The sequence below is a fragment of the Bordetella ansorpii genome, from assembly GCF_900078315.1.
In the GTDB taxonomy this organism is placed as follows: Bacteria; Pseudomonadota; Gammaproteobacteria; order Burkholderiales; family Burkholderiaceae_B; genus Bordetella; species Bordetella ansorpii.
The window spans coordinates 236853-262988 of sequence record NZ_FKBS01000014.1 but is presented as its reverse complement, the minus strand read 5'-3'; the positions used below and the strand labels follow the sequence as shown (position 1 = coordinate 262988).

Annotated in this window: 25 protein-coding genes and 1 tRNA gene; 13 read left to right on the top strand and 13 right to left on the bottom strand. The window is 66.9% G+C overall.

All coding sequences use genetic code 11. The features are described from left to right. Positions 1-76: 76 nt before the first annotated feature. Positions 77-727, top strand: coding sequence for a LexA family protein (locus A7W11_RS08850; RefSeq protein ID WP_066410653.1), 651 nt, complete (start codon positions 77-79; stop codon positions 725-727). 8 nt (positions 728-735) lie between these two features. Here the strand turns inward: A7W11_RS08850 and A7W11_RS08845 are convergent, their stop codons facing one another. Further along, a complete protein-coding gene (locus A7W11_RS08845; RefSeq protein WP_066410651.1) occupies positions 736-1476 on the bottom strand; it encodes a fused MFS/spermidine synthase in 741 nt (246 codons plus the stop codon). A 289-nt stretch (positions 1477-1765) separates the two neighbouring features. Here A7W11_RS08845 and A7W11_RS08840 point away from each other — a divergent pair, with 289 nt between their 5' ends. The 3 genes from A7W11_RS08840 (at position 1766) to A7W11_RS27370 (ending at position 5553) form a co-directional block, all read left to right on the top strand. After that, complete coding sequence (locus tag A7W11_RS08840; protein WP_066410649.1) at positions 1766-2782, top strand: Bug family tripartite tricarboxylate transporter substrate binding protein; 1017 nt, start codon at positions 1766-1768, stop codon at positions 2780-2782. A gap of 79 nt (positions 2783-2861) precedes the next feature. Continuing rightward, positions 2862-4361, top strand: coding sequence for a flavin-containing monooxygenase (locus tag A7W11_RS08835; protein WP_066410647.1), 1500 nt, complete (start codon positions 2862-2864; stop codon positions 4359-4361). Positions 4362-4386: 25 nt separating this feature from the next. After that, complete coding sequence (locus A7W11_RS27370) at positions 4387-5553, top strand: CMD domain-containing protein (protein WP_082887161.1); 1167 nt, start codon at positions 4387-4389, stop codon at positions 5551-5553. A gap of 110 nt (positions 5554-5663) precedes the next feature. Here A7W11_RS27370 and A7W11_RS08825 read toward each other — a convergent pair whose 3' ends face one another. Next, entirely contained in the window at positions 5664-5870 is a 207-nt protein-coding gene (locus tag A7W11_RS08825; RefSeq protein ID WP_066410645.1) for a hypothetical protein, read from the bottom strand. Between the two features lie 59 nt (positions 5871-5929). Between A7W11_RS08825 and A7W11_RS27365 the strand changes: the two genes are divergently transcribed. Beyond that, complete coding sequence (locus A7W11_RS27365) at positions 5930-6955, top strand: restriction endonuclease (RefSeq protein ID WP_156523032.1); 1026 nt, start codon at positions 5930-5932, stop codon at positions 6953-6955. 556 nt (positions 6956-7511) lie between these two features. Here the strand turns inward: A7W11_RS27365 and A7W11_RS08820 are convergent. After that, positions 7512-7586 (bottom strand) — tRNA-Arg (locus tag A7W11_RS08820). A 212-nt stretch (positions 7587-7798) separates the two neighbouring features. On the opposite strand from A7W11_RS08820, the gene A7W11_RS08815 reads away from it, so the two are divergent. Beyond that, positions 7799-8707: a c-type cytochrome gene (locus A7W11_RS08815; protein WP_066410643.1), complete on the top strand. Its 909-nt coding sequence runs from the start codon at positions 7799-7801 to the stop codon at positions 8705-8707. 112 nt (positions 8708-8819) lie between these two features. Here the strand turns inward: A7W11_RS08815 and A7W11_RS08810 are convergent, their stop codons facing one another. From A7W11_RS08810 to A7W11_RS08795, 4 genes are all read right to left on the bottom strand, one after another. Then, positions 8820-10343, bottom strand: a complete 1524-nt coding sequence (locus tag A7W11_RS08810) for a 3-hydroxyacyl-CoA dehydrogenase (RefSeq protein ID WP_066410642.1) — start codon at positions 10341-10343, stop codon at positions 8820-8822. Between the two features lie 51 nt (positions 10344-10394). Beyond that, positions 10395-11624 (bottom strand): CaiB/BaiF CoA transferase family protein, encoded by a 1230-nt coding sequence (locus tag A7W11_RS08805; RefSeq protein WP_066410641.1) that lies wholly within the window; start codon positions 11622-11624, stop codon positions 10395-10397. 124 nt (positions 11625-11748) lie between these two features. Further along, a complete protein-coding gene (locus tag A7W11_RS08800; RefSeq protein WP_066410637.1) occupies positions 11749-12897 on the bottom strand; it encodes an acyl-CoA dehydrogenase family protein in 1149 nt (382 codons plus the stop codon). Between the two features lie 41 nt (positions 12898-12938). Further along, positions 12939-13550 (bottom strand): TetR/AcrR family transcriptional regulator, encoded by a 612-nt coding sequence (locus A7W11_RS08795; protein WP_066410635.1) that lies wholly within the window; start codon positions 13548-13550, stop codon positions 12939-12941. 144 nt (positions 13551-13694) lie between these two features. On the opposite strand from A7W11_RS08795, the gene A7W11_RS08790 reads away from it, so the two are divergent. Continuing rightward, positions 13695-14684, top strand: a complete 990-nt coding sequence (locus A7W11_RS08790) for an NAD(P)H-dependent flavin oxidoreductase (protein WP_066410631.1) — start codon at positions 13695-13697, stop codon at positions 14682-14684. Further along, positions 14684-15448 (top strand): enoyl-CoA hydratase-related protein, encoded by a 765-nt coding sequence (locus A7W11_RS08785; protein ID WP_066410630.1) that lies wholly within the window; start codon positions 14684-14686, stop codon positions 15446-15448. The genes A7W11_RS08790 and A7W11_RS08785 overlap by 1 nt, the downstream gene beginning before the upstream one ends. 20 nt (positions 15449-15468) lie before the next feature. Here A7W11_RS08785 and A7W11_RS08780 read toward each other — a convergent pair whose 3' ends face one another. Further along, positions 15469-16302 (bottom strand): enoyl-CoA hydratase/isomerase family protein, encoded by an 834-nt coding sequence (locus A7W11_RS08780; protein ID WP_066410628.1) that lies wholly within the window; start codon positions 16300-16302, stop codon positions 15469-15471. A 216-nt stretch (positions 16303-16518) separates the two neighbouring features. Here A7W11_RS08780 and A7W11_RS08775 point away from each other — a divergent pair, with 216 nt between their 5' ends. Both A7W11_RS08775 and A7W11_RS08770 read left to right on the top strand, forming a co-directional pair. Then, the gene (locus A7W11_RS08775) at positions 16519-17367 is read left to right on the top strand and encodes an NAD(P)H-hydrate dehydratase (protein ID WP_066410627.1); all 849 of its coding nucleotides are present in this window, start codon (positions 16519-16521) and stop codon (positions 17365-17367) included. Positions 17368-17759: 392 nt separating this feature from the next. Then, complete coding sequence (locus tag A7W11_RS08770; protein ID WP_066128559.1) at positions 17760-17993, top strand: hypothetical protein; 234 nt, start codon at positions 17760-17762, stop codon at positions 17991-17993. 496 nt (positions 17994-18489) lie between these two features. Here the strand turns inward: A7W11_RS08770 and A7W11_RS08765 are convergent, their stop codons facing one another. The 5 genes from A7W11_RS08765 to A7W11_RS08745 form a co-directional block, all read right to left on the bottom strand. Further along, positions 18490-19203: a glycosyltransferase family 2 protein gene (locus A7W11_RS08765; protein WP_066410626.1), complete on the bottom strand. Its 714-nt coding sequence runs from the start codon at positions 19201-19203 to the stop codon at positions 18490-18492. Beyond that, positions 19200-19781: a class I SAM-dependent methyltransferase gene (locus A7W11_RS08760; protein ID WP_066410625.1), complete on the bottom strand. Its 582-nt coding sequence runs from the start codon at positions 19779-19781 to the stop codon at positions 19200-19202. The genes A7W11_RS08765 and A7W11_RS08760 overlap by 4 nt, the downstream gene beginning before the upstream one ends. Continuing rightward, positions 19778-20470: a PIG-L deacetylase family protein gene (locus A7W11_RS08755; protein ID WP_235816831.1), complete on the bottom strand. Its 693-nt coding sequence runs from the start codon at positions 20468-20470 to the stop codon at positions 19778-19780. The genes A7W11_RS08760 and A7W11_RS08755 overlap by 4 nt, the downstream gene beginning before the upstream one ends. Before the next feature lie 53 nt (positions 20471-20523). After that, positions 20524-21570, bottom strand: a complete 1047-nt coding sequence (locus A7W11_RS08750) for an acyl-CoA dehydrogenase family protein (RefSeq protein WP_235816830.1) — start codon at positions 21568-21570, stop codon at positions 20524-20526. Between the two features lie 96 nt (positions 21571-21666). Next, positions 21667-22560: a hypothetical protein gene (locus A7W11_RS08745; protein WP_066410622.1), complete on the bottom strand. Its 894-nt coding sequence runs from the start codon at positions 22558-22560 to the stop codon at positions 21667-21669. A gap of 399 nt (positions 22561-22959) precedes the next feature. On the opposite strand from A7W11_RS08745, the gene A7W11_RS08740 reads away from it, so the two are divergent. The 3 genes from A7W11_RS08740 to A7W11_RS08730 all read left to right on the top strand — a co-directional run bounded on the left by A7W11_RS08740 (position 22960) and on the right by A7W11_RS08730 (position 26102). After that, complete coding sequence (locus A7W11_RS08740; protein ID WP_066410621.1) at positions 22960-23916, top strand: M14 family metallopeptidase; 957 nt, start codon at positions 22960-22962, stop codon at positions 23914-23916. A gap of 106 nt (positions 23917-24022) precedes the next feature. Further along, positions 24023-24919 (top strand): alpha/beta hydrolase family protein, encoded by an 897-nt coding sequence (locus tag A7W11_RS08735; protein ID WP_066410620.1) that lies wholly within the window; start codon positions 24023-24025, stop codon positions 24917-24919. A gap of 55 nt (positions 24920-24974) precedes the next feature. After that, the gene (locus A7W11_RS08730) at positions 24975-26102 is read left to right on the top strand and encodes a M20 family metallopeptidase (RefSeq protein ID WP_066410619.1); all 1128 of its coding nucleotides are present in this window, start codon (positions 24975-24977) and stop codon (positions 26100-26102) included. The last annotated feature ends 34 nt before the right edge of the window (positions 26103-26136 follow it).

Below are 26136 nucleotides of genomic sequence, written 5' to 3'. Positions count from 1 at the left end.
ATATCAATAGATATCCAAAAACTCAATCATTAGATTGTGTATCATTGGATACTTCCCGGTTTACCAGGACGCCGTGATGAGCCTCTCCGCAACCGCCCACCGCAATACCCGCGAGCTTGTACGGCAGGCGGGATCCATCGCGCGCTTCGCCGAAATCGTCGGCATCTCACCCGCCCAGGCCTGGCAGATCGCCAGCGACGAGCCTCGCCGCGGCATAGGCGCCAAAATGGCCGACCGTATCGAACGCGCCTTCGGCAAAGCGCCCGGGTGGCTGTATTCCACCCATGCTGAACCGGGCGGCGGCGCCCCCTCCCTGGGCAACGCACGACGCATCCCCGTGCTCAATTACGTGCAGGCCGGCAACCTCACCGACGTCGGCTTCGGGTTCAACGGAGAAACGCTGGAATATCTGATATCCGACCTGGGGCGGTCGGACCGCGCCTTCGCACTGATCGTGCGGGGCCTGTCAATGGCCCCGATGTTCCAGCCTGGCGACAAGATCATCGTCGATCAGGACATCCGCCCCGGCCCTGGCTCGTTCGTCATCGCCATGAACGGCGGCGAAGAAGCCACCTTCAAGAAGTACCGCCCGCGCGGGGTGGATCAGCACGGCAACGACATCTTCGAACTCGTCCCGCTGAACGAAGACTTCGCCAGCCTCTACAGCGACCGCCAGCCGCTGGCCATCGTCGGCACGGTGGTCGAACACCGGCGCTACTTCAAGTAGCCGCCCCGCTACCGCAGCTCCAGCGTCGCCCCGATTACCTTGAAGGTCTCCCGCAACTGCCGCCACCCCTCCTTGGCCATCGAGGCCGGCCGCTTGACCTCGGCCGCCGCCGGATCCTCCAGCAAGTCGCCCTTGCAGGCGAACACCACGCTGTTGGTCATGTCGTCGTCGACCACCTCGAACATCGCGTTGCCGAACGCCTCGCGCAGCCGCTCCAGATACTGGTGATAGTCGGCATGGTTGAAGTGGAAGTTGTTCACCAGCAGGCCGTCTTCACGCAGCGCGCGATGGCAGTCCGCATAGAACGCGGGCGTACACAGCGGCGCGGGAATGCCGCCCGGCACGTAGCCATCCAGCAGCACCACGTCGGCCTCCTCGTTCAACTGACCCACGTAATGTGCCGCATCGGCCTGCACCACCTGGAAGCGTTCGCTGTCCGGAGGCACCATGAAGGCTTCGCGTAACGCAATCACCGCCGGGTCGATCTCGACCACGGTGATGCGCGACTGCGGCAGGTAGCGATGGCAGAACTTCGGCAGCGATCCGCCACCCAGGCCCACCATCAGGATGTGGCGCGGCGTGGCGTTGAACAGCAGGAACCCCATCATCATCCGCGTGTACTCGATCTCCAGCGCGTCGGGATTCAGCAGCGACATGCTGCTCTGGATTTCCTGGGCGGTGAAGTGCAGCGAACGGCGCGTGCCGGCATCCTGCACAAAGGGAACAACGGGCTTGAGAGGACGAGACATGGACCTTCCAGTGAAGCGGGCAGCATACCGCCGATTGGCGCGCGCGCTGGCACGGGCGAGGGCAAGCCCTCCACGGCCTGCGGCAGCCCCTCGCGCGGCAGAATGACTACGACAGGCCAAGGGCGGGACGTCCCCAGGGCAGGCACTCATATTCTTATTTCTAATATCTATTAAAAAATACGGCAGTTATTTCTTATAGTTTTATGACCGCGCAAATTACTGCGCTGCACAAGTCACTCTCGGCCACCCAGCCTACCCGGCCACGGTCGGCGACCACCAGAAGCTGTTCATGTTCCGCATCCTTTCTCGTCACACCCTGCGCGCCCTGGCCGCAACGGCCTTCCTGGCCGGCGCCGCCGGCGCTCAAGCCCAACAGCCCGCCGCCTCGGCCAGCGACTGGCCCAGGCAACCCATCACGCTCATCATGGGCTTTCCCGCCGGCTCGGGCGTCGACGTCGTTGCCCGCCAGATCCAGGAACCACTGGCCAGGAAACTGGGCCAGCCCGTCATCATCGACTACAAGGCCGGCGCGGCCGGCAACATCGCCAGCGAGTACGTCGCGCGGGCGCGGCCCGATGGCTACACGCTGGTCTTCGGCACGGCGGCCACCCACGGCAGCAATGCCGCGCTCTACAAGTCGCTGCCCTTCGACGTCGAGAAGGATTTCGTCGCGGTCGCGCCGGTACTGGACGTGTCCAACGTGTTGACCATCAACCCCAAGGTCATCGACGCCAGCACGCTCGAAGAATTCGTCAAGATCGTGCGCGCCAACCCGGGCAAGTACAACTTCGCCTCGACCGGCAACGGCGCAGGCACGCACATGGCCTTTGCCGAACTGAACTCCCGCCTGGGCCTGGACATGGTCCACGTGCCTTACAAGGGCGGTCCCGAGGCCATCATGTCGGTGGTGCGCGGCGAGACCTGCTGCATCATGAACCAGGTGCAGACCGTGCTGCCGCAGTACAAGGCGGGCACCGTGCGCCTCCTGGGCGTCACCACCGCCAAGCCGGTGGCCGCCATCAAGGACGTACCGACCATCGCCTCCAGCGGCATCCCGGGCACCGAGAACTTCGACAGCTCGATCTGGTTCGGCATCTTCGCCCCCAAGGGCACCGACGACGCCATCGTGCAGAAGATCAACACGGCCGTGCGCGAAGCGCTGGCGCAGCCCGAGATCCGTGAGCGCTACGAAAGCCAGGGCAACACCATCCGGGTCGAGACGTCCGCCGAATTCGCCAAGACCGTGCATGCGGACCGCCTGAAGTGGGCCAAGGTGGCCAAGGACGCGAACATCCATATCGACTGATTGCCTCGTCCGCCCTTTCGCACCGACAATACGGGACGGCCCTGCCACGCAGGGCCGCTTTTCTTGGCGACACCCCCACATGATTTCTGTTTCCTCAGGCCTGCAGGCGCTCGATGCGCGCGTGGCCGACGACCTCATCAGCATCGCCTGGCCCGGCAAGCGCTGGATGCCGCCCATCACGCATGACGGCCAACCCGTCGAGGACGTCATCATCATCGGCGCGGGCCAGGCGGGCCTGGCCGCCGCCTTCGGCCTGGCCCAGCAAGGCATCTTCGCGCTGCTGCTGGACCGCGCCGCCGAGGGCTACGAAGGCCCCTGGGCCACGACCGCCCGCATGGAGACTCTGCGCTCGCCCAAGGAACTGACAGGCCCGGCAATGGGCGTGCCCTCGCTGACGTTCCGCGCCTGGTTCATCGCGCAGTTCGGCGAGGCTGCCTGGACCGCCCTGGACAAGATTCCGCGGCTGCAATGGATGGCGTATCTGCGCTGGTACCGCAAGGCGACACGCGCGCGCGTGGCCAATGGGGCCGAAGTGATCGCACTGGAACCGCTGGACGAGCACCTCGTCCGCCTGAAGGTGCGCGACGCCGCCGACGCGACGATCCGCACATTGCTGTGCCGCCGTGTAGTGCTGGCCACGGGGCGCGACGGGCTGGGCGGCCCGACGATTCCGGCCTTCATGCGTGGCGTGGCCCGCGCGCGCTGGGCGCACTCTTCTGACGTGATGGACTACGGCCAACTGCGCGGCCAGCGGGTCGCCGTGGTCGGCGCGGGCTCTTCGGCCATGGACAGCGCCGCCACGGCGCTCGAACATGGCGCGGCCAGCGTGGACCTGCTGATCCGCCGCGCCGACATCCCGCGCATCAACAAGTCCAAGGCTTCGGGCGTGCCGGGCCTGACGCATGGCCACCACGACCTGCCGGACGAATGGAAGTGGCGCATCCGCCAGTACATCAACGCCCAGCAGGTGCCGCCGCCCCACGGCAGCACGCTGCGCGTGTCGCGCCATGCCAATGCCTTCTTCAACCAGGACTGCGCCGTGACGAGCGTGCAGGAGCAGCCCGCGCGCGCCGACGGCACTCCCGGACCGCTGCACATCTCGACGACGCAAGGCACCTTCGAAGCCGATTTCCTCATCGTCTCGACGGGTTTCCAGATCGACTGGGCGCAGAAGCCCGAGTTCGCCTCCATTGCGCCGCACGTGCGTCTATGGTCGCAGCGTCACACGCCCGCGCCCGGCCAGGACGATGCCGAGCTGTCGGCCTCGCCGGACCTCGGGCCCGTCTTCGAGTTCCAGGAACGCACCCCGGGCGCCTGCCCGGGCCTGTCGCGCATCCATTGCTTCTGCTATCCAGCGGCCTTGTCGTTCGGCACGATCTCGGGCGACATTCCCGCCATCAGCGACGGCGCTCGGCGCCTGGCCACGGGCATCGCCAGCCTGTTCTACCGCGAAGACATCCAGCATCATTGGGCGGTCCTCCAGTCCTATGCCGAACCCGAACTGGACGGCACGGAATGGACGCCCGCCGACGCCACGCAACGCGTCATCCGCCTGGCCGCGGTTGACTCGCGTTCCTGATCCCGCCTTCTACCGGACAGCACGAATGACTGATCTGCACACTGCTTCTTCCCCTGCCGCCTCGCCGGACGTGATCGACACCCTTGCCGGCCTGGCGTCCACCGACTATGCCTGGCAAGTCAGGCAAGCCCGCCCCGCCGTCATCCAGGCCACCCAGGCCTGCGACGACCTGATCTTCTCGGCGGCGCTTTCCGGCGGCCTGAGCGTGGCCGAACGCCTGGACGCCGCTCGCGCGGTGGCCCTGGCCAATGCGCTGGACGGACTCGCCCGGCACTACGCGGATCGCCTGAATGCACAAGGGGAACCGGTGCAGACGACCGGCACCTCGGCACGTTCGCAAGCGATTGCGCATTTTTCGGCCTCGGTGGCCAGCAATCCGCTCTCAGCCGACCGCGAAGCCCTGGCCGCGTTACGCAACCACGGCCTGACCGTGCCGGAAATCGTGATGTTGGCCCAGTTGGTGGGCTACGTGGCCTACCAGGGCCGGCTGCTGGCCGGCGTGCGCGCATTGGCCGAACTGGGGCCGGCCGGCGAAGCCACGGGGCTGGGCCCCGCCGGCGGCATCAGCGACTCGTTCGTGCATCCCGCCAATCTTCCCGCGCCTGGCCAGGCGCTGGACATCAACGGCTACACCAGCCGCACGCTGGACTGGAAAGCATGGATTCCGGTGGTCGATCCGCAGACGGCGACGCCCGAGCAAAATGCCATCCTGGATGCCAGCCATCCCAAGGCGCGATCGTCCGACTTCTATCTGCTGCTGGCCCACCAGCCGGAGGTGCTGGCCCAGCGTTCGGCCGCCTTCAACGCGATCATGTACTCGTCGGGAGGACTGGCCCGCGCAGAACGCGAACTGGCCACGGCGGCGGTGTCGCGCGTGAACGGCTGCGTGTACTGCCTGTCCGTGCATGCACAGCGCTTCGAGCAACTGGCCAAGCGCAACGACGTGATCGCGCAGTTGTTCGCCGATCCGGCCACGGCCGGCACGAACGCGCGCGAACGCGCCATCATCCAGTTTACGACGGTGCTGACGCAGCAGCCGGCCCAGACGGGCGCTGCCGATCTGCAGGCGCTGCGCCAGGCGGGGCTGTCGGACACCGAGATACTCGATGCGCTGCATGCCAGCGCGCTGTTCGCGTGGGCCAACCGGCTGATGCTGAATCTTGGCGAAGCAGTGTATCCCCAAGCGGCCTGACGGAGAGCCTGGCGAAACACCCCACGGGTCGCCATCAGAACCATGGGGTGTTTTGCATGAAGCTGCCTTCTTCAAACTGCGTCGATGGCTGCCTGCGGCTCTCCGAAGGGTCAGGCCGCGATGGCCGATACTGTCAGCGTGTCGTGCCATCGGCGCGGCAGGCGGCGAGGTTCGGGACGCGTCTCGGCCTCGACCCACCACGTCTGGCCACCGGCCATAGCGCAGTAGCGCAGGGCCTGGCGCAACAGCGTGTCCACCTTGTGTTGGGTGTATTGAGAGCTGCGGCTATACACCGATGGTAGAGACGACTTGTTCATACCGTACAATTTCCAGACGTAAGTAAATATTAACGTTTACTGGTACCTGGGGGGGTGTCGTGGATCCTTTGAAGTCTTTGCGCACCGAACTGATCCTATGGTTGGTCGTAGGGATACTTCTGGTGTCTGGTTTGAGCGAACTAGGTTTGTTCGGCCAGATATGCATACTCATACTCGCTATTGCCGTCGCGGGATTTTTCCTGTGGTACACATTCACTCTGGAGCGTGTTGAAAAACGTGAGGCGCTAATAGCTGCCAGAGCTCGCGAGGCGCGGATCCGGCAAGCTGTAGGACAGCATCACCGAGTGCTATTGCGCAAACGTCGTCAAGGCTGCGTCCGGGACGAGTACGGGCTGATTGAGGACACGAAGTGGCGCAAGGATTTACGCCACTTCGTGACTCGGGTGCTACCCACCGCAGTAGACCCTGAGGATGTGGTTTCGGTAGGAGAGATGGAATTTGAAGTAGAAGCTATCCTTGATGAATTCACCTCCGCAGCCGTGGATGATTCGGATAGCACCGACGGGGCGCTGAGGTCTGCCAAGCCGTCCAGGCAGCAGGCGGGAGTTGAGTTCGAGCATAGATGTGCTGAAATCCTTCGCAGTAATGGATGGACCTCGAATGTGACAAAGGCGTCCGGCGATCAAGGCGCGGATATCGAAGCTGAGCGCGATGGCTATCGCATCGTAATTCAGTGCAAATGCTACTCGTCGCCGGTCGGCAACGGTGCCGTTCAAGAAGCGGTTGCTGCTCGGTTGCACTATGAAGCGGACCGTGGGGTGGTAGTGAGCCAGTCGTCATTCACGCCATCGGCACGTCAGTTGGCACAGACAACCAACGTCCTATTGGTCCATGTCGACGACTTATCTGATATAGACAGCCTTCTTGAGGGCAATCCTCTACCGCTAGAAGACGGTGTTCAAATGTTCGAAACGCGCCACGCATCCGCAAATCCGGCTGTGGCGGAGCCTGATGTGTGGCGGGTTCGCCGCAATAGCACAAGTTCGCTCTCAGCGAAATTTAAGTGTGCAACGCGACTGGTTGCGAGCGAGGCTGAACCAGATTGCTCGCGCAACAACGGGTAGAAGGCAGCACATACGCGACGCTTCCGATGCTGCATTCAAACCATGCGGTAACAGGGCGTGGGCTTGCTTAGACATCGCAATGAGCCATCGCGGCGAAAGCCTTCAGTAACATCATGATCCCGCCCGGCAGCTGGGGGCGATGGCGTTCAAGATAGGCAAGATGGGTACGCAGATCGTCATCAACGCTCCGACTGGCCTGCCATTCGTAGACACCACCCACGCCGTTCAAAAGGTATGACGCCCGACGCTGAAAGCGGTGGGAATACAGGACCGGGATGCCAGGAAGACCCAGCACACGTTCGCAGCGTTCGGACTGCACGCGGGGATGAACCCGGGATCCCTATCGCGCCAGATGGGGCACAAGAACGCACAGATGTTCTTCCGCGTCTATTCCAGATCGACGGTGAGGCCAATCAGGTGGAGAAGGCCAAGATGGCTGCGATGTACGACCGACATCGCATCGGAGACTAGCGCTCGTTTGTTCTCAAGAACTCGCGCTAATTTGCGCGGCTTGGATACAACGTGGATACACGAAAACGTAAGCCCCTTGATCTGCTGGCGCGCCCGACAGGAATCGAACCTGTATCAAGAGCTTCGGAAACTCTCATTCTATCCATTGAACTACGGGCACAGCGCGGCGGCTATTGTACCGGACTTTTCGGACAAGCCCGCCAGCCCTTGTGCAATGCGGTCTTGGCGCATCGACCTTTGTAGATATAATCGTCCGCTTGAGGAGGAAGTGGAGGGAGGCCACTGCAGTCCTGGGTGCTAGCCTGCCCGCCGTACAAGAGTAAAAGTTGCCGCCAACAAGGCGCCCCTAGTACCCGTTACGCAGGAAAGGCTATGAGCAACGAGCATCAGGCAGAACATCAAGAACACGCGTCCCCGATCAAGACACCGAAGCAGTTGGCCGTCACGATCGCCCTGTCTTTCATCATCCCCATCGCCGTCATTCTTCTGTTGGTGAACTACGTCACCTCCGCCGACAAGGTGGGGGCGGGTTCCGACACGATGACCCCCAAGGCCGTCGAAAAGCGCATCATGCCGGTCGCCGGCTTCGAGCTCGTCGATGCCAACGCGCCCAAGGTCTTCAAGACGGGCGAGCAAGTCTTCCAGTCCACCTGTACCGCCTGCCACACGTCGGGCGCCGCCGGCGCGCCCAAGCTGGGCGACAAGACCGCCTGGGCGCCTTTCATCAAGACGGGTTTCGACGAGATGCTCAAGGTGGCCATCCACGGCAAGGGCGCGATGCCGGCCAAGGGCGGCAATCCCGGACTGGACGACTTCGAGATCGCGCGCGCCGTCGCCTACATGGCGAACAAGTCCGGCGGCGACTTCCCGGAACCGAAAGAGCCCGAGAAGAAGGCAGAGAAGACCGCCGACGCTGCCCCGACTCCAGCCCCTGCGGCAGCCGCCCCCGCCGCGCCCGCGCCGCAACAGGCGCAGGCCCCTGCCCCGCAACAGCAGGCACCGGCGCCGGCCCCGCAGCCCGAACAACAGGCCGCCGTCAATCCGGCTGGCGAAAAGCTCTACAAGACCACCTGTTTCGCCTGTCATGGCACGGGCGTCGCCAACGCGCCCAAGCTGGGCGACAAGGCCGCCTGGGCACCTTACATCGCCACGGGCCTGGACACCATGGTGAAGGTCGCCACGCAAGGCAAGGGCGCGATGCCGCCCAAGGGCGGCGCCATGAATGCGTCGGACGCCGACTTCCGCGCGGCCGTCGAGTACATGGTCAACGCGTCCAAATAAATCGCGGGCTGGCAACGCGCCGGCGCCACTTCCGAACCGCCCAACAACGAAACGGCCGGCACGCAGCCGGCTGTCCGTGTGATGACCAGAGCCACGCAGGCCCAGGAAAATCTTACGTCCGCGCGGCTTCCCGCAGCGACATGCCCAATTGCACCCGCCGCTGCAGCCACAGGCTGGGGCGGTAGCGCATGTCGCCCGTGACGCGCTGCATGTTGCGCAGGATCTCCAGAATGCGCTCGCTGCCCAGCTCGTCGCCCAGCGTGAGCGGACCGGCCGGATAGCCCAGCCCCAGGGTCACGGCCAGATCGATATCTTCCGGCGTGGCGATGCCCTGCTGCGCGATGTCGCAGGCGATGTTGACGATGCTGGCCACGATGCGCTGCGCGACGAAACCCGCCGAGTCCTGCACCACCGTGACCGGCGCGCCATCGGCGGCGAACAGCGCGTGCGCGGCATCGCGCCATTCGGCCGTCGTAGCCGGCGACACCATCAACGTGCGGCGGCGCGTGGGCTCGAAGGCATGCAGCGTATCCAGTCCCACGGTGCGCGCGGCATCCAGGCCCTGGTCGGCCACGCAGGTGGAAACGTCTTCACCAAACGGCGAGACCACGATCAGCGCATCGGCCGGCGGCTTGGCCGCGGCAACGGGCTCGGCGCCCAGCGTGCGCAGCAGCGCGGCGGCGCGTGCGTGGCCATCGGCATGCCTGGGGCTGATCCACACCTTCAGGCCAGCCTTGGCAGCCGGCACGGGCGGCTCGGCCGGCACCTGCTTCTGGCCGTCCTGGTAGACGTAGAAGCCTTCGCCCGCCTTGCGGCCCACCAGCCCACCCGCCAGGCGCACGGTGGTGATGGGCGACGGACGAAAGCGCGGCTCGTCGAAGAACTGGCGGTAGATGGACTCCATCACCGGATGCGATACGTCCAGCGCGGTCAGGTCCAGCAGCTCGAACGGGCCCATGCGGAAGCCGGCCTGCTCGCGCATGATGGCGTCGATCTGGCTGAACGTGGCCACGCCTTCCTGCGCGGTGCGCAGCCCGTCGATGTTCATGCCTCGACCGGCATGGTTGACGATGAAGCCGGGCATGTCCTTGGCGCGCACGGGCGTGTGGCCCATGCGGCGCGCCAGCTCGGCCAGCACGTCGCCGGCGGCCGGATCGGTGCGCAGGCCGTCGATCACCTCGACCACCTTCATCAGCGGCACGGGGTTGAAGAAGTGATAGCCCGCCACGCGCTGCGGCTGCTTGCAGCCGGCCGCGATGGCGGTGATGGACAGCGACGAGGTGTTCGACGCCAGGATGCAGTCGGCGCCGACGATGGCTTCCAGCTTGGCGAACAATTCGCGCTTGACGTCCAGGCGCTCGACGATGGCCTCGATCACCAGTTGGCAGTCCGCCAGGGCTTCCAGGTTGGGAGCCGCCACGACGCGCCCGAGCGCGGCGCTGGCGTGCTCGTGGCTGAGCTTGCCCTTCTGCGTGAGTTTGTCCCAGGTCTGGCGCAACGATTCGCGCGCGGCCGCGATGGCGTCCGCGCTGGTGTCGTACAGGCGGACCGTCAGGCCGGCCTGCGCGGCGATCTGGGCGATGCCGCGCCCCATGGCGCCCGCGCCCACGACGCCGATCGTCTGGATGTCCTTCATCGTATGGCTCCTCGTCTTCTCTATGGTTGGATGGCGGCTGGTGCGCAGGCCTCAGGCCCCGGGTTGCGCCAGCGCCTGGATATCGTCTTCGGACAGGCCCAGGCGCTCTTGCAGCACCTGCCGGGTGTGCTGGCCCAGCATGGGCGGCGCGTGGCGGTACTGCACGGGACTGCCGGAGAATTTCAGCGGGCTGGCCGCCATGGGCACCTTGCCCGCGGCGGGATGCGGCAGTTCGAGCCGCATGTTGCGTGCCAGCACCTGCGGATCCTGGTAGACCTGGTCCAGCGTGTTGATGGGACCGGCGGGCACGCCCGCGGCCTCCAGTTCGGCCAGCCACCTGTCGCGCTCGCCGGTGGCCATACGCTCGGCCAGCAAGGGCACCAGCGTGCCGCGGTTCTGCACGCGCTGCGGGTTGGTGGCGTAGCGCGGATCGGCGGACAGCTCGGGCAGGCCGATGACGCGGCTGTAGTTGCGGAACTGGCTGTCGTTGCCCACGGCCACGATCAGGTGGCCGTCGCGCGCGGCGAACACCTGGTACGGCACCAGGTTCTGGTGCGCGTTGCCGGCGCGGCGCGGCGCCTTGCCCGAGGTCATGAAATTGAGGTTCTGGTTGGCCATCATGGCCACCTGGCAGTCGAGCAGCGCCATGTCCAGGTGCTGGCCCAGGCCACTGCGCGCACGCTCGTGCAGCGCGGCCAGGATGCCCACGGTGGAGTACATGCCGGTCATCAGGTCGGCCACGGCCACGCCGGCCTTCTGCGGACCGCCGCCAGGCAGGTCGTCGCGCTCGCCGGTGATGCTCATCAGGCCGCCCATGCCCTGGATCATGAAGTCGTAGCCGGGACGGCTGGCGTACGGGCCGGTCTGGCCGAAGCCCGTGATGGAGCAATAGATGAGGCGCGGATTGATCTGGCTCAGGCTGTCGTAGTCCAGGCCGTACTTGCGCAGGCCGCCCACCTTGAAGTTCTCGACCAGCACGTCGCTTTGCGCCGCCAGTTCACGCACCAGCTCGGCGCCACGCGGCGTGGCGATGTCCAGCGCCACCGACAGCTTGTTGCGGTTGGCCGAGAGGTAGTAGGCCGCCTCGGTGGTGTCGTTGCCGTGCTCGTCCTTCAGGTACGGAGGGCCCCACTCGCGCGTGTCGTCGCCCGCGCCGGGCCGCTCGATCTTGGTGACCTCGGCGCCCAGATCGGCCAGGTTCTGGGTGCACCAGGGACCGGCGAGCACACGGGTCAGGTCCAGCACGCGAATGCCGGTCAGGGGAGCGGAGCGTTGCGACATGATTCAGGCACTGTCTAAGAAGGGGAATCGACCATATTAGCCGCGCGAACCGCCCGGCATGTTCCGTTTTGCGCACGTTCTTGTGCCCCCCGGACACAATGGGGACACCTGCCGTGAAAACGCTTCAGCGGTGGGCTTTCAGCACTTCACGCGCGATCACCACCTGCTGCACCTGCGAGGTGCCTTCATAGATGCGGAACAGGCGCACGTCGCGGTAGAAGCGTTCGACCGCGTACTCGGCCATATAACCCGCGCCGCCGTGGATCTGCACCGCTCGGTCGGCCACGCGGCCCACCATCTCGCTGGCATACAGCTTGCAGCAGGCGGCTTCCAGCGTGGTGTTCTCGCCGCGGTCGCGCTTGCGCGCGGCGTCCAGCACCATGCAGCGGGCGGCATACAGCTCGGTCTGGCTGTCGGCCAGCATGGCCTGCACCAGCTGGAAATCGGCGATGGGCTGGCCGAACTGCTTGCGTTCCAGCGCATAGCGGGCTGCGTCGCGCACCAGGCGCTCGGCAATACCCACGCACAACGCCGAGATGTGCAGGCGGCCCTTGTCCAGCACGCGCATGGCGGTGCGGAATCCCGTGCCTTCCTTGCCGCCCAGCAGGCTGGAAGCGGGCACGCGGCAATCCTCGAACACCACATCGCAGGTCAGCGCGCCGGCCTGCCCCATCTTCTTGTCGGGCTTGCCCAGCGTCAGGCCCGGCGTGCCGGCCTCGACCAGAAAGCACGAGATGGAATCCGCGCCGCGCTCCTGCGAAGTGCGCGCCATGACCGAGAACAGGCCCGCGATGGGCGCGTTGGTGATGAAGCGCTTGGTGCCGTTCAGAATGTAGTGGTCGCCATCGCGCACGGCGCTGGTGCGCAGCGACATGGCATCCGAACCGGCCTCGGGCTCGGTCAGGGCGAACGAGCCGACCACCTCGCCGCTGGCCAAGAGCGGCAGGTAGTGGTTGCGCTGCTCGTCGGTGCCGCTCATCACGATGGACTGCGAGCCGATGCCGATGTTGGTGCCCGCCAGCGAACGGAAGGCCGGCGAGGTCTGGCCCAGTTCGAAGACGACACGCACTTCCTCTTCCATCGTCAGGCCCAGGCCGCCGTAGTCGGGCGAGATGGACAGGCCGAACAGGCCCAGTTCGCGCATCTCCTGGACGATGCCTTCGGGCATCACGCCCGTGGACGCCAGTTCGTCCTCGGCGGGCACCAGGCGTTCGTTGACGAAGCGGCGCACCGCGTCCAGCAGCAGGGTCAGGGTTTCGTTGTCCAGAGCCATCGGGGTTCCTGGCGAATCAAGAGAAGAGAGAAAAACCCGCGTCAGGGACGCAGGCCGTTGGTGATCAGATCGAAATAGCCCTCGGCGATGCGCTGCGCGCTGTCGCCCTGGCCGGGCTTGTACCAGCGCACCATCCAGTTCAGCATGGACAGCACCGCGCGGCCCGTGGCCGCCACGTCGACAGCCCGCAAATGGCCTTGCGCCACGCCTTCGGCCAGCACTTCGCGCAGCAGGGCCTCGTAGCCGTCGCGCAGGCGTGCCGCGTCGGCGCGCTCGGGCAGCGCCATGCCGGAATAGCCGATCAGCATGGTGACGAACTGGGCATGGTGACGCTCGAAGAAGCCGGCATGCGCCTGCATGAAGGCGCGCAGCTTGGGCAGGCCCGGTTCGGCCTGGGCGACGGCCGAGCGCACCGCCTGCGACAACCCCTCGATGGTCGCGAGGATGATGGCGTCGTAGATGTCCTGCTTGGTCGGGTAGTAGTGATAGATGGCCGCCTTGGACACGCCCAACTGGCCCGCCAGGTCGGCGATGGAGCTGTTCTCGTAGCCGCTTTGGGCGAACAGGCTGGCCGCGGCGGCCAGGATGCGTTCGCGCGGGGCCTCCAGCGTAGGAGGACGGCCGCGGCGGGGGGAAGTGGACGGTTCTGCCATGAGGATCGAGCCTTTCGCGCATTGACAGCGCGACGGGGCCTGCCGTTAAATTTGTGTAGCGATTTAATTACCGGACGACCGGTAGATAATTATAGGACGGCCCGCCGCGTTCGGACAATCCCCGTCCCTTGTCGAGGAGCTTGCATGACTACACCCGCCGTTTCCGCCCGTCCCGCCACCGTCACGGACCTGTACGCCCGCATGACGCTGCCCGTGGTGTGTTCGCCCATGTTCATCGTGTCCAACCCCAAGCTGGTGCTGGCGCAGTGCGCGGCCGGGGTCATGGGCTCGTTTCCCGCCCTGAACGCCCGTCCGCAGACCCTGCTGGACGAATGGCTGGACGAGATCAACGGCGGCCTGCAATCGCTGCGCGAGGCCGAGCCGCGGCGCAAGGTCGCACCCTATGCGGTCAACCAGATCATCCACACCTCGAACGACCGGCTGGAACACGACCTGCAATCGTGCGAGCGCCACAAGGTGCCCTACATCATCACCAGCCTGCGCGCGCCGGGCGACGTGGTCGCGGGGGTGCACGCCTGGGGCGGCAAGGTCTTCCACGACGTGACCACGCTGCGCCACGCCGAGAAGGCGCTGGAGGCGGGCGTGGACGGCCTGATCCTGGTGTGCGCGGGCGCGGGCGGCCACGCCGGCACCCTGAACCCGCTGGCGCTGGTATCCGAAGTGCGCCGCTTCTACGATGGCCCGCTGATCCTGTCGGGCGCCATCGCGACCGGCGACGCCATCCTGGCCACGCAGGCCATGGGCGCGGACTTCGCCTACATCGGCACGCGCTTCATCGCCAGCGCCGAAGCCAATGCGGCCGAGGGCTACAAGCAGGCCATCGTCGAGGCCAGCGCCTCCGACATCCTGTACACCCCCTTCTTCACCGGCATACCGGGCAACTACCTGAAATCCAGCATCGTCGCGGCGGGCCTGGACCCCGCCGCCCTGCCCGTGCCCGAGGCCGGCGCGTCGAACTTCGGCAGCTCGCGCACCAAGCCCTGGAAGGACATCTGGGGCGCGGGCCAGGGCGTGGGCGCCATCGACAGCGTGCAGCCGGCCGGCGAGATCGTGGCGCGGCTGCACGCCGAGTACACGGCCGCCCGCGCGCGCCTGGCCGCCGGAGCCTTCTGATGAACGCCCCCGCAGAAGACACCGGCGTGGTCAGCGCGCGTGAAGGCGCGGTGCTGACGCTGACCATCAACCGCCCCGAGCGCCGCAATGCCCTGCACCTGGCCGCCTACGGCGAACTGACCGTGCAGCTGAAGCGCGCCAACGACGATCCCGGCCTGGCCGCCGTGATCCTGACCGGCGCGGGCACGCACTTCACCGCGGGCAACGACCTGCGCGATTTCCAGGCGCAACCCAACCGGCCGGCGGGCGACAGCGCGGGCCTGGCTTTCCTGCGCGCGCTGATCGACCTGGACGTGCCGGTGATCGCGGCGGTCGAAGGCTACGCCATCGGCGTGGGCGTGACGCTGCTGCAGCACTGCGACTTCGTGCATGCGGCCGACAACGCCACGCTGCGCATGCCGTTCACGTCGCTGGGTCTTTGTCCGGAAGGCGGCTCCAGCCTGATGATGGCGCGGCTGGCGGGCGCCCGCAAAGCGGCGCAATGGCTGCTGCTGGGCAAGGCCATCGATGCCCGCGAGGCCTGCGAGGCGGGCCTGGTCACCAGTGTGACGCCGGCGGGCGGTGCGCTGGCAGCGGCCCAGGCCACCGCCGCGCAGTTGGCCGCGCTGCCCGCCGGTTCGCTGCGCATCAGCAAGTCGCTGATGCGGCGCGCGGACCGGGCAGCGCTGCACGACACGTTATCGGTAGAAGCCGATGCGTTCCGCCAGCGGCTGGCCACGCCCGAGGCCCAGCAGGCGTTCGCGAAGTTCTTCGAGAAGAAATAGCGGCAGCCGGCGCACCCGCATCAGAACGGCGCGTTCGACGTGAAGTTCGGCGGCCGCCGTTCGCGCAGCGATTGGATGCCTTCCCGCACGTCCGGCCCGGCAAAGCCCATGAACTCCAGCGCCAACGACGTATCGAAGCTGGGCCCCGCCTGCCGCAGCCAGTTGTTCAATGCATACTTGGTCCAGCGGATGGCCGTCTGCGACCCCGTGGCCAGACGATTGGCTACCTCGAACGCGCGCGGCAGCAGGTCCGCCTCGTCCACGCACAGCGACACCAGGCCGATGCGCTCGGCCTCTTCCCCGCTGACCGTCTCGCACAGCAGCAAGTAGTATTTGGCCTTGGCCATGCCGCACAGCAGGGGCCAGACGATGGCGGCATGGTCGCCCGCCGCCACGCCCAGCCGGGTATGGCCGTCGATGATGCGCGCATCGCGCGTGGCGATCGAGATGTCGGCCAGCAGGCCCGCCACCAGCCCCGCCCCCACTGCCGCGCCATGCATGGCCGACACGATGGGCTTGCCGCAATTGATCACGTTGTAGACCAGGTCGCGCGCCTCGCGCCACACGCGGGCGCGGATCTCGAAGTCGTCGGCCATCTGCTGCACCAGGTCCAGGTCGCCGCCCCCGGAGAAGCCCTTGCCTTCGCCACGCAGCACCACGGCGCGCGTGTCGGGATCGGTGTCGACGTCGCGCCAGATGTCGGCCAGCTCGCGATGCATGCGGTCATCGGCCGTGGACAGGCGGCCCGGCTGATGCTGGGGCGATCCCATGATGACTTCCAGCACGCCATGCGGGTGGCGGCGTAACTTGAGCGATTGATAATGAGCGTAATGATCCAGCTCGGAATTGAGCATCGTTGGTCTCCTGGATATGTTGCGGGCCATGACCCGCATTTTTCTTTTCGCGCCGCACGCCGGAGCGCACGAAAGGCATGTTGTCGACGCCGGGCGGCCTCGGAGGGGCGGCGCCGCGTGAAGCGCCATCCCGCCGACCCCGGCGTAGGGGCCAAGCCCCCACATCAGGCACTATAGAGGGATCGTCCACCGCCTGCCCGCCCGACGTATCAGCCCATGAACACTACGCCCGCTCCTATCCTGCGCGAGCATCTGCCCGCGCTGTTCACCGCACGCGCCGACGACTCGCACAAGGGCACGCATGGCACGCTGGCCGTGCTGGGCGGAGGCCCCGGCATGGCGGGTGCGGCGCTGCTGGCCGGACGCGCCGCGTTGCGCACCGGCGCGGGCAAGGTATTCGTGGGCTTCGCGCAGGCAAGTCCGCCCCTGGCTTGCGACCCCATGCAACTGGAGTTGATGCTGCGCGACGCGGACAGCTTGCTTGCCGGCGCCGACCTGGGTATCACGACCTGGGTGGCAGGTTGCGGCCTGGGCACCGGCCCATTGGCTGCCAAGGCGCTATCCACCCTGTTCGCGCGGCGCGGCCAGGCGTCGATGGTGTTGGACGCCGATGCGCTGAACCTGCTGGCCCAGGGCACGGTGGCCGCGCAATGGGGCCAGGCGCCCGTGGCGCTGACGCCCCACCCCGCCGAAGCCGCCCGGCTGCTGGGCTGCACCACCGCCGACGTGCAGGCCAACCGCCCCGAAGCGGCGCAGGCCCTGGCCCGCCGCTACGCCGCGTGGATCGTGCTGAAAGGCGCCGGCACGCTGGTATGCCGCCCGGACGGGCACTGCGCCATCAACACCACTGGCAATCCCGGCCTGGCCACGGCAGGCACGGGCGACGTGCTGGCCGGCATGATGGGCAGCCTGATCGCGCAACGCATCCCATTGGACCAAGCGGTACCGGGCGCCGTCTGGCTGCATGGCGCGGCAGCCGACCGGCTGGTCGAGGCCGGCATCGGGCCTATCGGACTGACGGCTGGTGAACTGGCTGATGCGGCCCGGCGGATCCGCAACGGCTGATCAGAACGGGGCGCCCTCCGATCGCCGCCTGACCGCTGGCGGCCAAGAACCTTCAGATGACATGTCTTGGTCAATAGCGGGGTACGCCGGCGACCCGGCCGGCCCACCGATCCCCTGATGTTGCGTGCCGCCGACACGGCATTTCTCACGGGCTCGCAGCACACCCGAAAGTCTCCCCAGCCACCCAAACAACAATCAACCCGTTGATTTATAAGCAATTTCATTGAATCAACAGGCTCTACGCGGATCTGGTTCGTCGGAGAAGCGGCGCTGGCTTGCCTGTGGAAAAGTGCGTTTTCGCCACACCTAGGGTTTTCCCCTAAATTCTGCTTGCGCTCGATCTAGGGTTATCCCTATAATCGTTTCTACTGATAGACCAACTGGAGTCCACCATGAGCGACCTGAGCCTGAACACCAATAGCCGTCTGACCGATGCGCTGGAACGTGACCTGCTGCGTGGCGCAATGGAAAACCCTTCGTCCCTGCGTGCCCAAAACGTGCTGATGTCCGCCGTTTCGGGTGTTGCCCGCGCGATCGGCAATCTGTTCGCCTTTTTTGACGAAGTCCACGAAACGATGAACCGCGCCCGCGCCCAGAACGCGCGCTTCAGCGGTTCGCACTGGTAAGCCGTCCCGACGTGCGTACCGGGCGGCGACCGATCTCCCGCCCAGCCCGGTCCACTCACGTCCCGGCGGTCACGCGGCCCGGCCTCACCCGCGCCGCCCGCCATGTCCCCGCGAGCAGCGCCTGCCCGGACATGGCGCCCCGATGTTGTGCAGTTGTTGTCGTGTAGTGCCTGAGTTGAAGTACCCGCAAGTGCAGTCGTTGTTTTCCGCAGTACCCAAGTTCGATGTTGTTGCAGTACCGCAGTTGTTGTTGGCAGTACGTAGTTGAAGTCGTAGCAAATGCAGTCGTTGTCTCGCAGTGCCCAAGCTTGAAGCAGTTGTAGTGCAGTGGTTGTTGCGCAGTATGCAGTCAGCAGTAGCAAGTGCAGTCGTTGTTTCGCATACCCGAGCTTGAAGCAGTAGCTGTTGTGCAGTATTGAAGTCGCAGTAAGGCAAACGTCCCAAGACCGCTGTTTCGGCCTTGGGACGTTTGTTTTTCCGCTCTGCGGCAAGGGCGTCAGGCGGGCATGCGCACCGCTTCGCCCGAGGGCCGGTCGGCGCCAGCCGCATCGCTGCACCAGGCCTGCCGCAGTGTCGTGGCGAAGCCCCCCGTCACGCGGGAATAGGCTCTCGCGCTGGTCGTGACCCTGGGGCGTGCCGACCATGCGATCACCGCCCCGGCCCGCTCGAAGCGATCCACCAAAGCCTGGTCCTCGCTGCAGGCCAGCGCCTCGAAACCGCCGATCCGCAGATAAGCCTGCACGTCGATGCCCAGGTTGGCCCCATGCACATGGCGATGCCCCTCCCGGTCCTGATAGGCGGCGAGAAAGCCCGCTCGCGCCGTTTCGGCATGTATGCCATGGCTGTCCCAATCCGTGACGCCGACGGTTCCGCACACCACCTCGGCGCGCAGGGCCAACTGATCCGTCAACCATGATTCGGATACCCGCGTATCGGCGTCCGTAAAGGCCAGCCAGCGTGCTCCCGCCTCGATCAAGTGCGTGGCGCCAACGGCACGCGCCACGCCGACGTTGCGATGGTGCACCGGCAACAGGGTGACGCCCCAGGCGCTGGCTCGTTCCGCCGTGCCGTCGCCGCAGGCATCCAGCACCACCACGATCTCGACGGGTTCTCCGTTCAAGCCTTCATGGCGCGAGGCGCCCACCACCGATGCCAGGCAACGGTCGATGTAGTCCTCTTCATCGTGCGCCGGAATACAGATCCCGATCATTCCGCGCCTCCCGGCTTGCGCCAGACGTCCAGGCGGAAACGCGCGTCCTCATGCATGACGATCCGGCCGAACCCCGACAGGGCGTCCACGCGTGAATGCACGCGCGAGGTCGCCTGGCGGCGGTCATGAAAGTCTTCGGTGTAGTGGCACATCACCCAGTCCCCTCCTGGCGCCAGGCAGCGCAGGCATTGGCCCACAAAGACATCGAGGTCGCGATCGTCGAGGTAGTAGGCCAACTCGGACACCACGATCAGGTCCGTCGAGTCCAGCGTGCCCGCGGGCCACTGCCACGGCAGTTGCAGCGCATGCGCGCTGACGTGCGTGCTGCCCGATTGCTCGATCCACTGACGGCATCGCGCGACGGCGGCATCCGACCCGTCGACGGCGTATACCCGGTCGCAACGGCTGGCCAGGCGCCGTACGGCCTCGCCCTCCCCGCATCCCAGATCCAGGGCCTGCCCGTAGCGTTGCCGTGGCAGACAGGCCATGAGCAGGTCAAGCTTGCGGCGCTCGTACCACTCCGTCCGCAACCGCCACGGATCGGATTCGAGGCGGTACATCGCATCGAAGTCGGTCATCGCAGCAGCACCTCGAACGGACGCAACACGCGAGCCAATGCGAATCCGGGCAGGATCGGCGCATTCCCCGTGCTGGGATCGGGCTCGAGCTGACTGCGAAACTGCGCGATGGCGCGGTGCTTGGCGCGCAGGTCATCCTCGCCCAGCCGCACCGCCACCGCCCTGGGCCACGGAAAGCTGCCGTCCTCGGGGGCGGCCCAATGCCATCCCCAGATCGGCGCTTCGAGACACCGGCATTCCTTGGCACTCGCGGCATGCCGGCTGGCCCGGCCCGCCGCTTCGTGGTCTGGATGGCCATCCAGACTCCAGGGTGCGATGACCAGGCCGCCCGGCGACAGCCACTGGGACAAGCGCTGCACCAGTTCCTGTTCGCGGGCCGCGACTTGTCCATCCGGCAGCGCCAGGCGTGTCCGGGTAGCCGGCACATTCAATGCCGCCAATGCCTGCTCGCTCTCACGCGAGCGCTCGGCCGCCAATTGCGAGGGCGACCACTGCCGCGAACCGGGGTGGCTGGCTTCGCCGTCCGTGACGGCGATGATGTGGATCGCGGCACCCAACGCATGCCATCGCCGGATCAACCCCGCACATGCGAGGATCTCATCATCGGGATGCGGCGCCACGACGTGCACGATGCCGCTATCCCGCAGCAACGCTGCCGCATCGGCGTGCATCACGGGATGGGATTGCATCCACGCCTGCCAGCGGGACTCGGCCGTCCCTTCCCCAAGAATAAGCCGTGGCACTACAGCGTCCATGCCGGCTCCGCTGGCAGCATGGCCATTGCCTTGCCGTGCGCGGCAAGATCGCGTTCCGCGTGGCTCTGACGCAGGTATACGGGCAGGTCGGCAAACAGGCGCGCCAGGCCGGCATCCTTGCACAGCGGCCCGGCGCCCAGGGCACGCGGCGCGCGCTCCAGCACGGTCTGCACGGTCGCTTCGACAGCCAGACGAGCCCGCTGAACCGGCACAGCACAGTTATCGAACGGGGAGGCATCGATACTCGCGGCGGCGCCGCGCAGCAAGCTGGCCGCCTGCGCCAGCGCCACATCCACCGCCCCCAGATGCGCCTGCACGAAAGCATCGTCCTGCCGCCGCCGGGCAAGCCGATGCAAATGGCGCGCAATGCCCGCCGCCCCGCCATACCAACAGGCCGCCACACCGGCAGCGCCATGCATGAAACCCGGCCGCTCGGTGTAGGCACGAGGTTCACCCAGGGCAATAGCGCGAGCGCCGTCGAATTGGACGTCGCCACTGGCGGTGCCCGCCATGCCCACGGCATGCCAGCCCTGCGTGGTGGCGCGTACTTCGGGCTGCGACATGTCCACGGCCGCCAGGCAAGGCTCGCCACGGCCGTTCCAGCCGCTGACCACCGCGTGCGTGACCCATTGCGCGGCGGAGCACCATGCCTTCACGCCATGCAAAGTGACGCCCTCTTGCCCGCCGTGGCGGAATTCCAGGCGGCGATCGGGCGGCTCCGCGCACCACACCGCCCAGGTCTGCCCCGGCGATGCACACGCCGCGCCGCGCAATTCGTGCAAGATGGCCAGCGCATCGGCATGACTCTCCAGCAACTTGGCCAACACCAGGTCACGCTCACCGACCGCCGCCAGCACTGCCCAGCGCTCGAGCGTCCGACCCGATGCGGGCATGGGCAAATCGCCCCAGCCCGCCTCCACCAGGCGCTTCAACGCCAAGCCCGCGTGCGCGCCATCCGCCCATTCCCCAAGGCAGTGGTGCAGTTCCGCCATATCGCGCTCCACCGTCCGTGTCCTGCTCTTGCCGTCCGCCATGATCATCGTCACTCTGGAATCGGGAAAAAAGCCGCCCCGCAGGCGGCCGGTGCCAGCAGCCCGAGGGTCCGGCAACAGTGTTGAGGAACGAGAAGCTCACCGGTCGCGCGCGCGGCCGCCCCAGGTCGCCGTCCAACTGGCGACGAAAGCGCCGATCAGCAGGGAGGCGAAAGCCCACAACGCGAACACGGCGGCCGCCTTGCGGGCGGCATCGGCTGCTTCGCGCGCCTTCTGTTCCGCCTTGGCCGCGGCCTGGCGGGCCTGGTCGGCCAACTGGTCGACGCGTTGCTGCGCCGTGGCCTCGTCCACGCCCGCGCGGCGCGCCACCAGCTTCACCAGATAGGCGCGGTCCTGTTCGGACAGTTTCCCTTCCGACAGGCTGTTGGCCAGGATGCGGCTGACTTCGCGGCGGGGATCGCCGTTGGTTTCCGGCGGCGCCGCATCGGCGGGACGCAGCAACGCATCCGTGAAGTAGTCCAGCGAGAAGCCGGGCATGTTCGGGCGTTCGCGGTGCTGCGCCATCGCTGCCGCCGCGTCCCCCGCGGAGCCGGCCACCGCACCGGCCGCGCGGCCCGCGGTGTTCAGCAACGACCCCGCCGCCGCGCCCAGCATCACCACGGCCAGCACGGCGCTCAGCGCCCACACCAGAAAGCCGTGCGCGGTGTCGCGAAAGTAGATCTCGTCGGCCGCCGCATCGGTCCAGCGGGTGCGCAGCCGGCCAGCCACGTAGCCGGCCACGCCATAGGCGATCACCTGCGTGACCAGCAGCCAGACGATGGTGCCGATGGCCAGTGTGCCGCCCGAGGCGCCTTCCTGCTTCCAGGGCGACATGGCCAGGAAGCCCAATCCCGATCCTCCGACCAGCAGCATGGCCGACAGCGCCGCCGCGATCACCGCGCCGGCAATGACGGCGCCCCAGGAAACGGCCGAGCCGTTGGAAACCACGGCGGCCGGCGCATAGCCGGCCATGGGGGTAGTGACAGTGCTCATGTTTGTTCTCCTCGCGGATATGCGTTTGGGTCCGCTCAGTGCCAGAACAAGGCGAGCAGGATGATCACGGGAATCGGCACACCCAGCATCCAAAGAATGATCGATCGCATAGCCCCTCCTTCGTGTTGCATGAAAATCGTGGGATACCGCCTGATGGCGGCCGTCCGGGCAGCCGCTGATGGGACACCCCGGATTCACGCCCTTCAGCAACCGGCGTGCCTGACCCGCCAAAGGGAAATCCGCAACATGGGCGCCGCGCGTTGCGGCGGGACGCCGCCGGCCTAGAATGGCTCCATATTCAGAACGGCACGTGCTGCACCCGGGTCATCCCGCCCCGAGGCGGCCGCCTGCCATCGGCCGATCGACCCGGCCCAACACCCAAGCAGTTCCGGAGCCTCCATGTCCGCCCCTCTCCGCCCTTTCGAGCTGGCCTGTCCCGACCTGTCGGCCGAACGCATCGGCAATACCGATACCCCCGGCGTCTGGCACTTCGACTCCGGCGTGCCCGGCCGCCATGTCATGATCAGCGCGCTAGTCCACGGCAATGAGCTGTGCGGCGCCTGGGCCCTGAAGACGTTCCTGGCCAGCGGCCTGCGGCCCGGCCGCGGCACGCTGACCCTGGCGTTCTGCAACCTGGCCGCTTTCGACCGCTTCGATCCCGAGCACTACCTGCGCTCGCGCCTGGTCGAGGAAGACATGAACCGCGTCTGGAGCCCCGACAAGCTCGCCGATCCCTCCACGCAGGAACGCCGCCGCGCCGCCGAACTGCGTCCCTGGGTGGAACAGGCCGACTGGCTGCTGGACATCCATTCGATGAGCAATTCCGAGGTGCCGCTGCAGCTGACCGGCCTCTTGCCGCGCAACATCGAACTGGGCCTGCAACTGGGCACGCCGTCCAAGATCATCGCGGATGCCGGCCACGCGGCGGGCGTGCGCATGCGCGACTATGGCCGTTTCGGCGAGCCCGGCGACAACGGCACGCGCTCGCTGCTGATCGAATGCGGCTTCCACGGCGCCCCCTCGGCGCGCGACGTGGCCATCGACCAGATGGCGCGCTTCCTGGCAGCCTCGGGCGCGTTCGACCGTGCCCGGCTGCCCGATGGCTGGCTCATGCCGGACGCGCCGTCGCAGCAGGCGCTGGAAGTCACGCACGCGATCACCCGCAAGAACGAGAACTTCCGCTTCGCCCAACCCTGGCAGGGCCTGGAATGCCTGCCGTCGGCCGGCACCTTGATCGGCTGGAACGACGACGAGGAAGTCCTGACGCCGTACGACAACTGCGTGCTGATCATGCCGTCGCTGGGCCAGCCACGGCCCGGCGTGACGGTGGTGCGGCTGGCGCGGGCCATCGCGTAAGCCCCGGCCCGCCCGCGCGGCGCCCGCCCCGCGTTGGCGGCCGGACGTACACTCTTGCCACGCTGGCCGATACACGCGCCACTCCCTGCACGCTTATCAAAGACCAATGAACCCTCTGGATCTTTCCAACGCCGACCGTATCGCCCTCGAACTGGGCCATGCCGGCCGCAACGCCATCGCCTACGTGGACGAAGACCGCAACTCGGATCGGCCGTTCACGCTGCACACCTACCGCCCCTACGGGTACACCGCTGACCGGCCAGTGGTGATCGTGCAACATGGCGTGCTGCGCAACGGCGCCGATTATCGCGACTACTGGATCGAGGCCGCCGACCGGCACAAGCTGCTGATCGTGGCGCCTACCTTCTCCGAAGCGATCTGGCCCGGCGTCGAAAGCTATAACAACGGCCGCGTCTTCAGCGCGGGCGGCAATCCGCGTCACGTCGATGGCTGGGCCTACGCGCTGCCGGCCCGCGTGCTGGCCGATCTGCGCGCGGGCGAGATCAGCGACTGCAAAACGGTCTACCTGTTCGGCCATGCCGGCGGCGGGCAGTTCGTGCATCGCCTGCTGAGCAGCCAATCGTCCGAGCCATACCATGCCGTGGCCATCGGCAATCCGGGCTGGTACAGCCTGCCCACCCTGGACCTGCCCTTCCCCGAAGGCCTGGGCAAGGTCGGACTGACCGACGCGCACGTCGAGCGCCTGCTGGCGTATCCGCTGCAGATCCTGGCGGGCGACCAGGACATCGCCACCGAAGGGCCGTACCTGCCCGCCGAGCCGGCGGCGCTGCGCCAAGGCGAGCATCGCTACGCGCGCGCGCATCATTACCTGGAAGCCGGCCGTGCGGAAGCCACGCGCCGCGGCGTGCCGTGCAACTGGACGCTGCAAAGCGTGCCCGGCATCGGCCATGACGGCCGCGCCATGTCGGCCGTCTGCGCCAGCCTGTGGTTCGACGGCGGCATGCCGGACGCCGATACGATGGCACGCCTGGCGGCGGGCTGATTCCTCGATGGCGGGCGCTCAACAGACCCGCCGTACACCACAAGAAGGTCCATCAATGAGTACGCTACCCGACACCGCCCGACTGGTCGACGGCATCCAGGAATGGATGCGCTGCGAATCCCCCACGAATTCGCCCGCCGGCGTCGCCGCCATGGCCAAGATCGTGGCGGCGTTCGCCAGCAAGCTGGGCCTGCGCGTGGAACTGACGCCGCTGGGCCCGCGCACCGGTCCGCTGCTGTACGCCACCAATCGCGCGGCGGGCGACGAACGCCCCGGCATCCTGGTGCTGGCGCACCTGGACACCGTGCATCCCATCGGCACGCTGGGTGCCAACCCGATCCGCATCGAGGGCGACAAGCTGTACGGCCCCGGTGGCTACGACATGAAGGCGGGCCTGTACCTGGCGCTGTCGGCCATGACGGGCCTGACGGCGCCCGGCGCCACCCGGCTGCCAGTCGATTTCCTGATGGTGCCGGACGAAGAAACCGGCAGCCACGCCTCGCGCGAACACACCGAACGCCACGCCCGCAACGCCAAGTACGGGCTGGTCTGCGAACCGGCTCGCGCCAATGGCGGCAAGTGCGTCACCGCGCGCAAGGGCACCGGCATGCTGCGCCTGGGCGTGAAGGGCCGCGCCGCGCATGCCGGCGTCCAGCACCCGTTGGGCCGCAGCGCCATCCGCGAAATGGCGCACCAGGTGCTGGCGCTGGAAGCCATGACCGACTATAGCCGCGGCGTCACCGTCAGCGTGGGCACGATCGAAGGCGGCACCACCACCAACACCGTGCCGGCGCTGTGCAACTGCGTGGTCGACTTCCGTGTCCCCGACATGGGCGCCGCGCAGGACGTGCTGCGCCGCATGCGCGAGTTGTGCGCCGTGGGCCCGGACATGGAACTGGACATCGACGTCGAGCTGAACCGTCCGCCCATGGTCAAGGACGCCGCCGTGACGGCGCTGCTGGACCTGGCGCGCGGCTATGCGCAACGGGCCGGCTTCGTGCTGGAAGACGCGCCGATGACGGGCGGCGGCAGCGACGCCAATTTCACCTCGGCCTTCGTACCCACGCTGGACGGGCTGGGCGCGGATGGCGACGGCGCGCACACGCTGCACGAGCACATCCTGGTGTCCACGCTGGAAATGCGTGTGCAGTTCTGGAATCTGCTGCTGCGCGAACTGGCTTGAGCAGGCCGGCGGCGGGCCATGGGCTCGCCGTGCG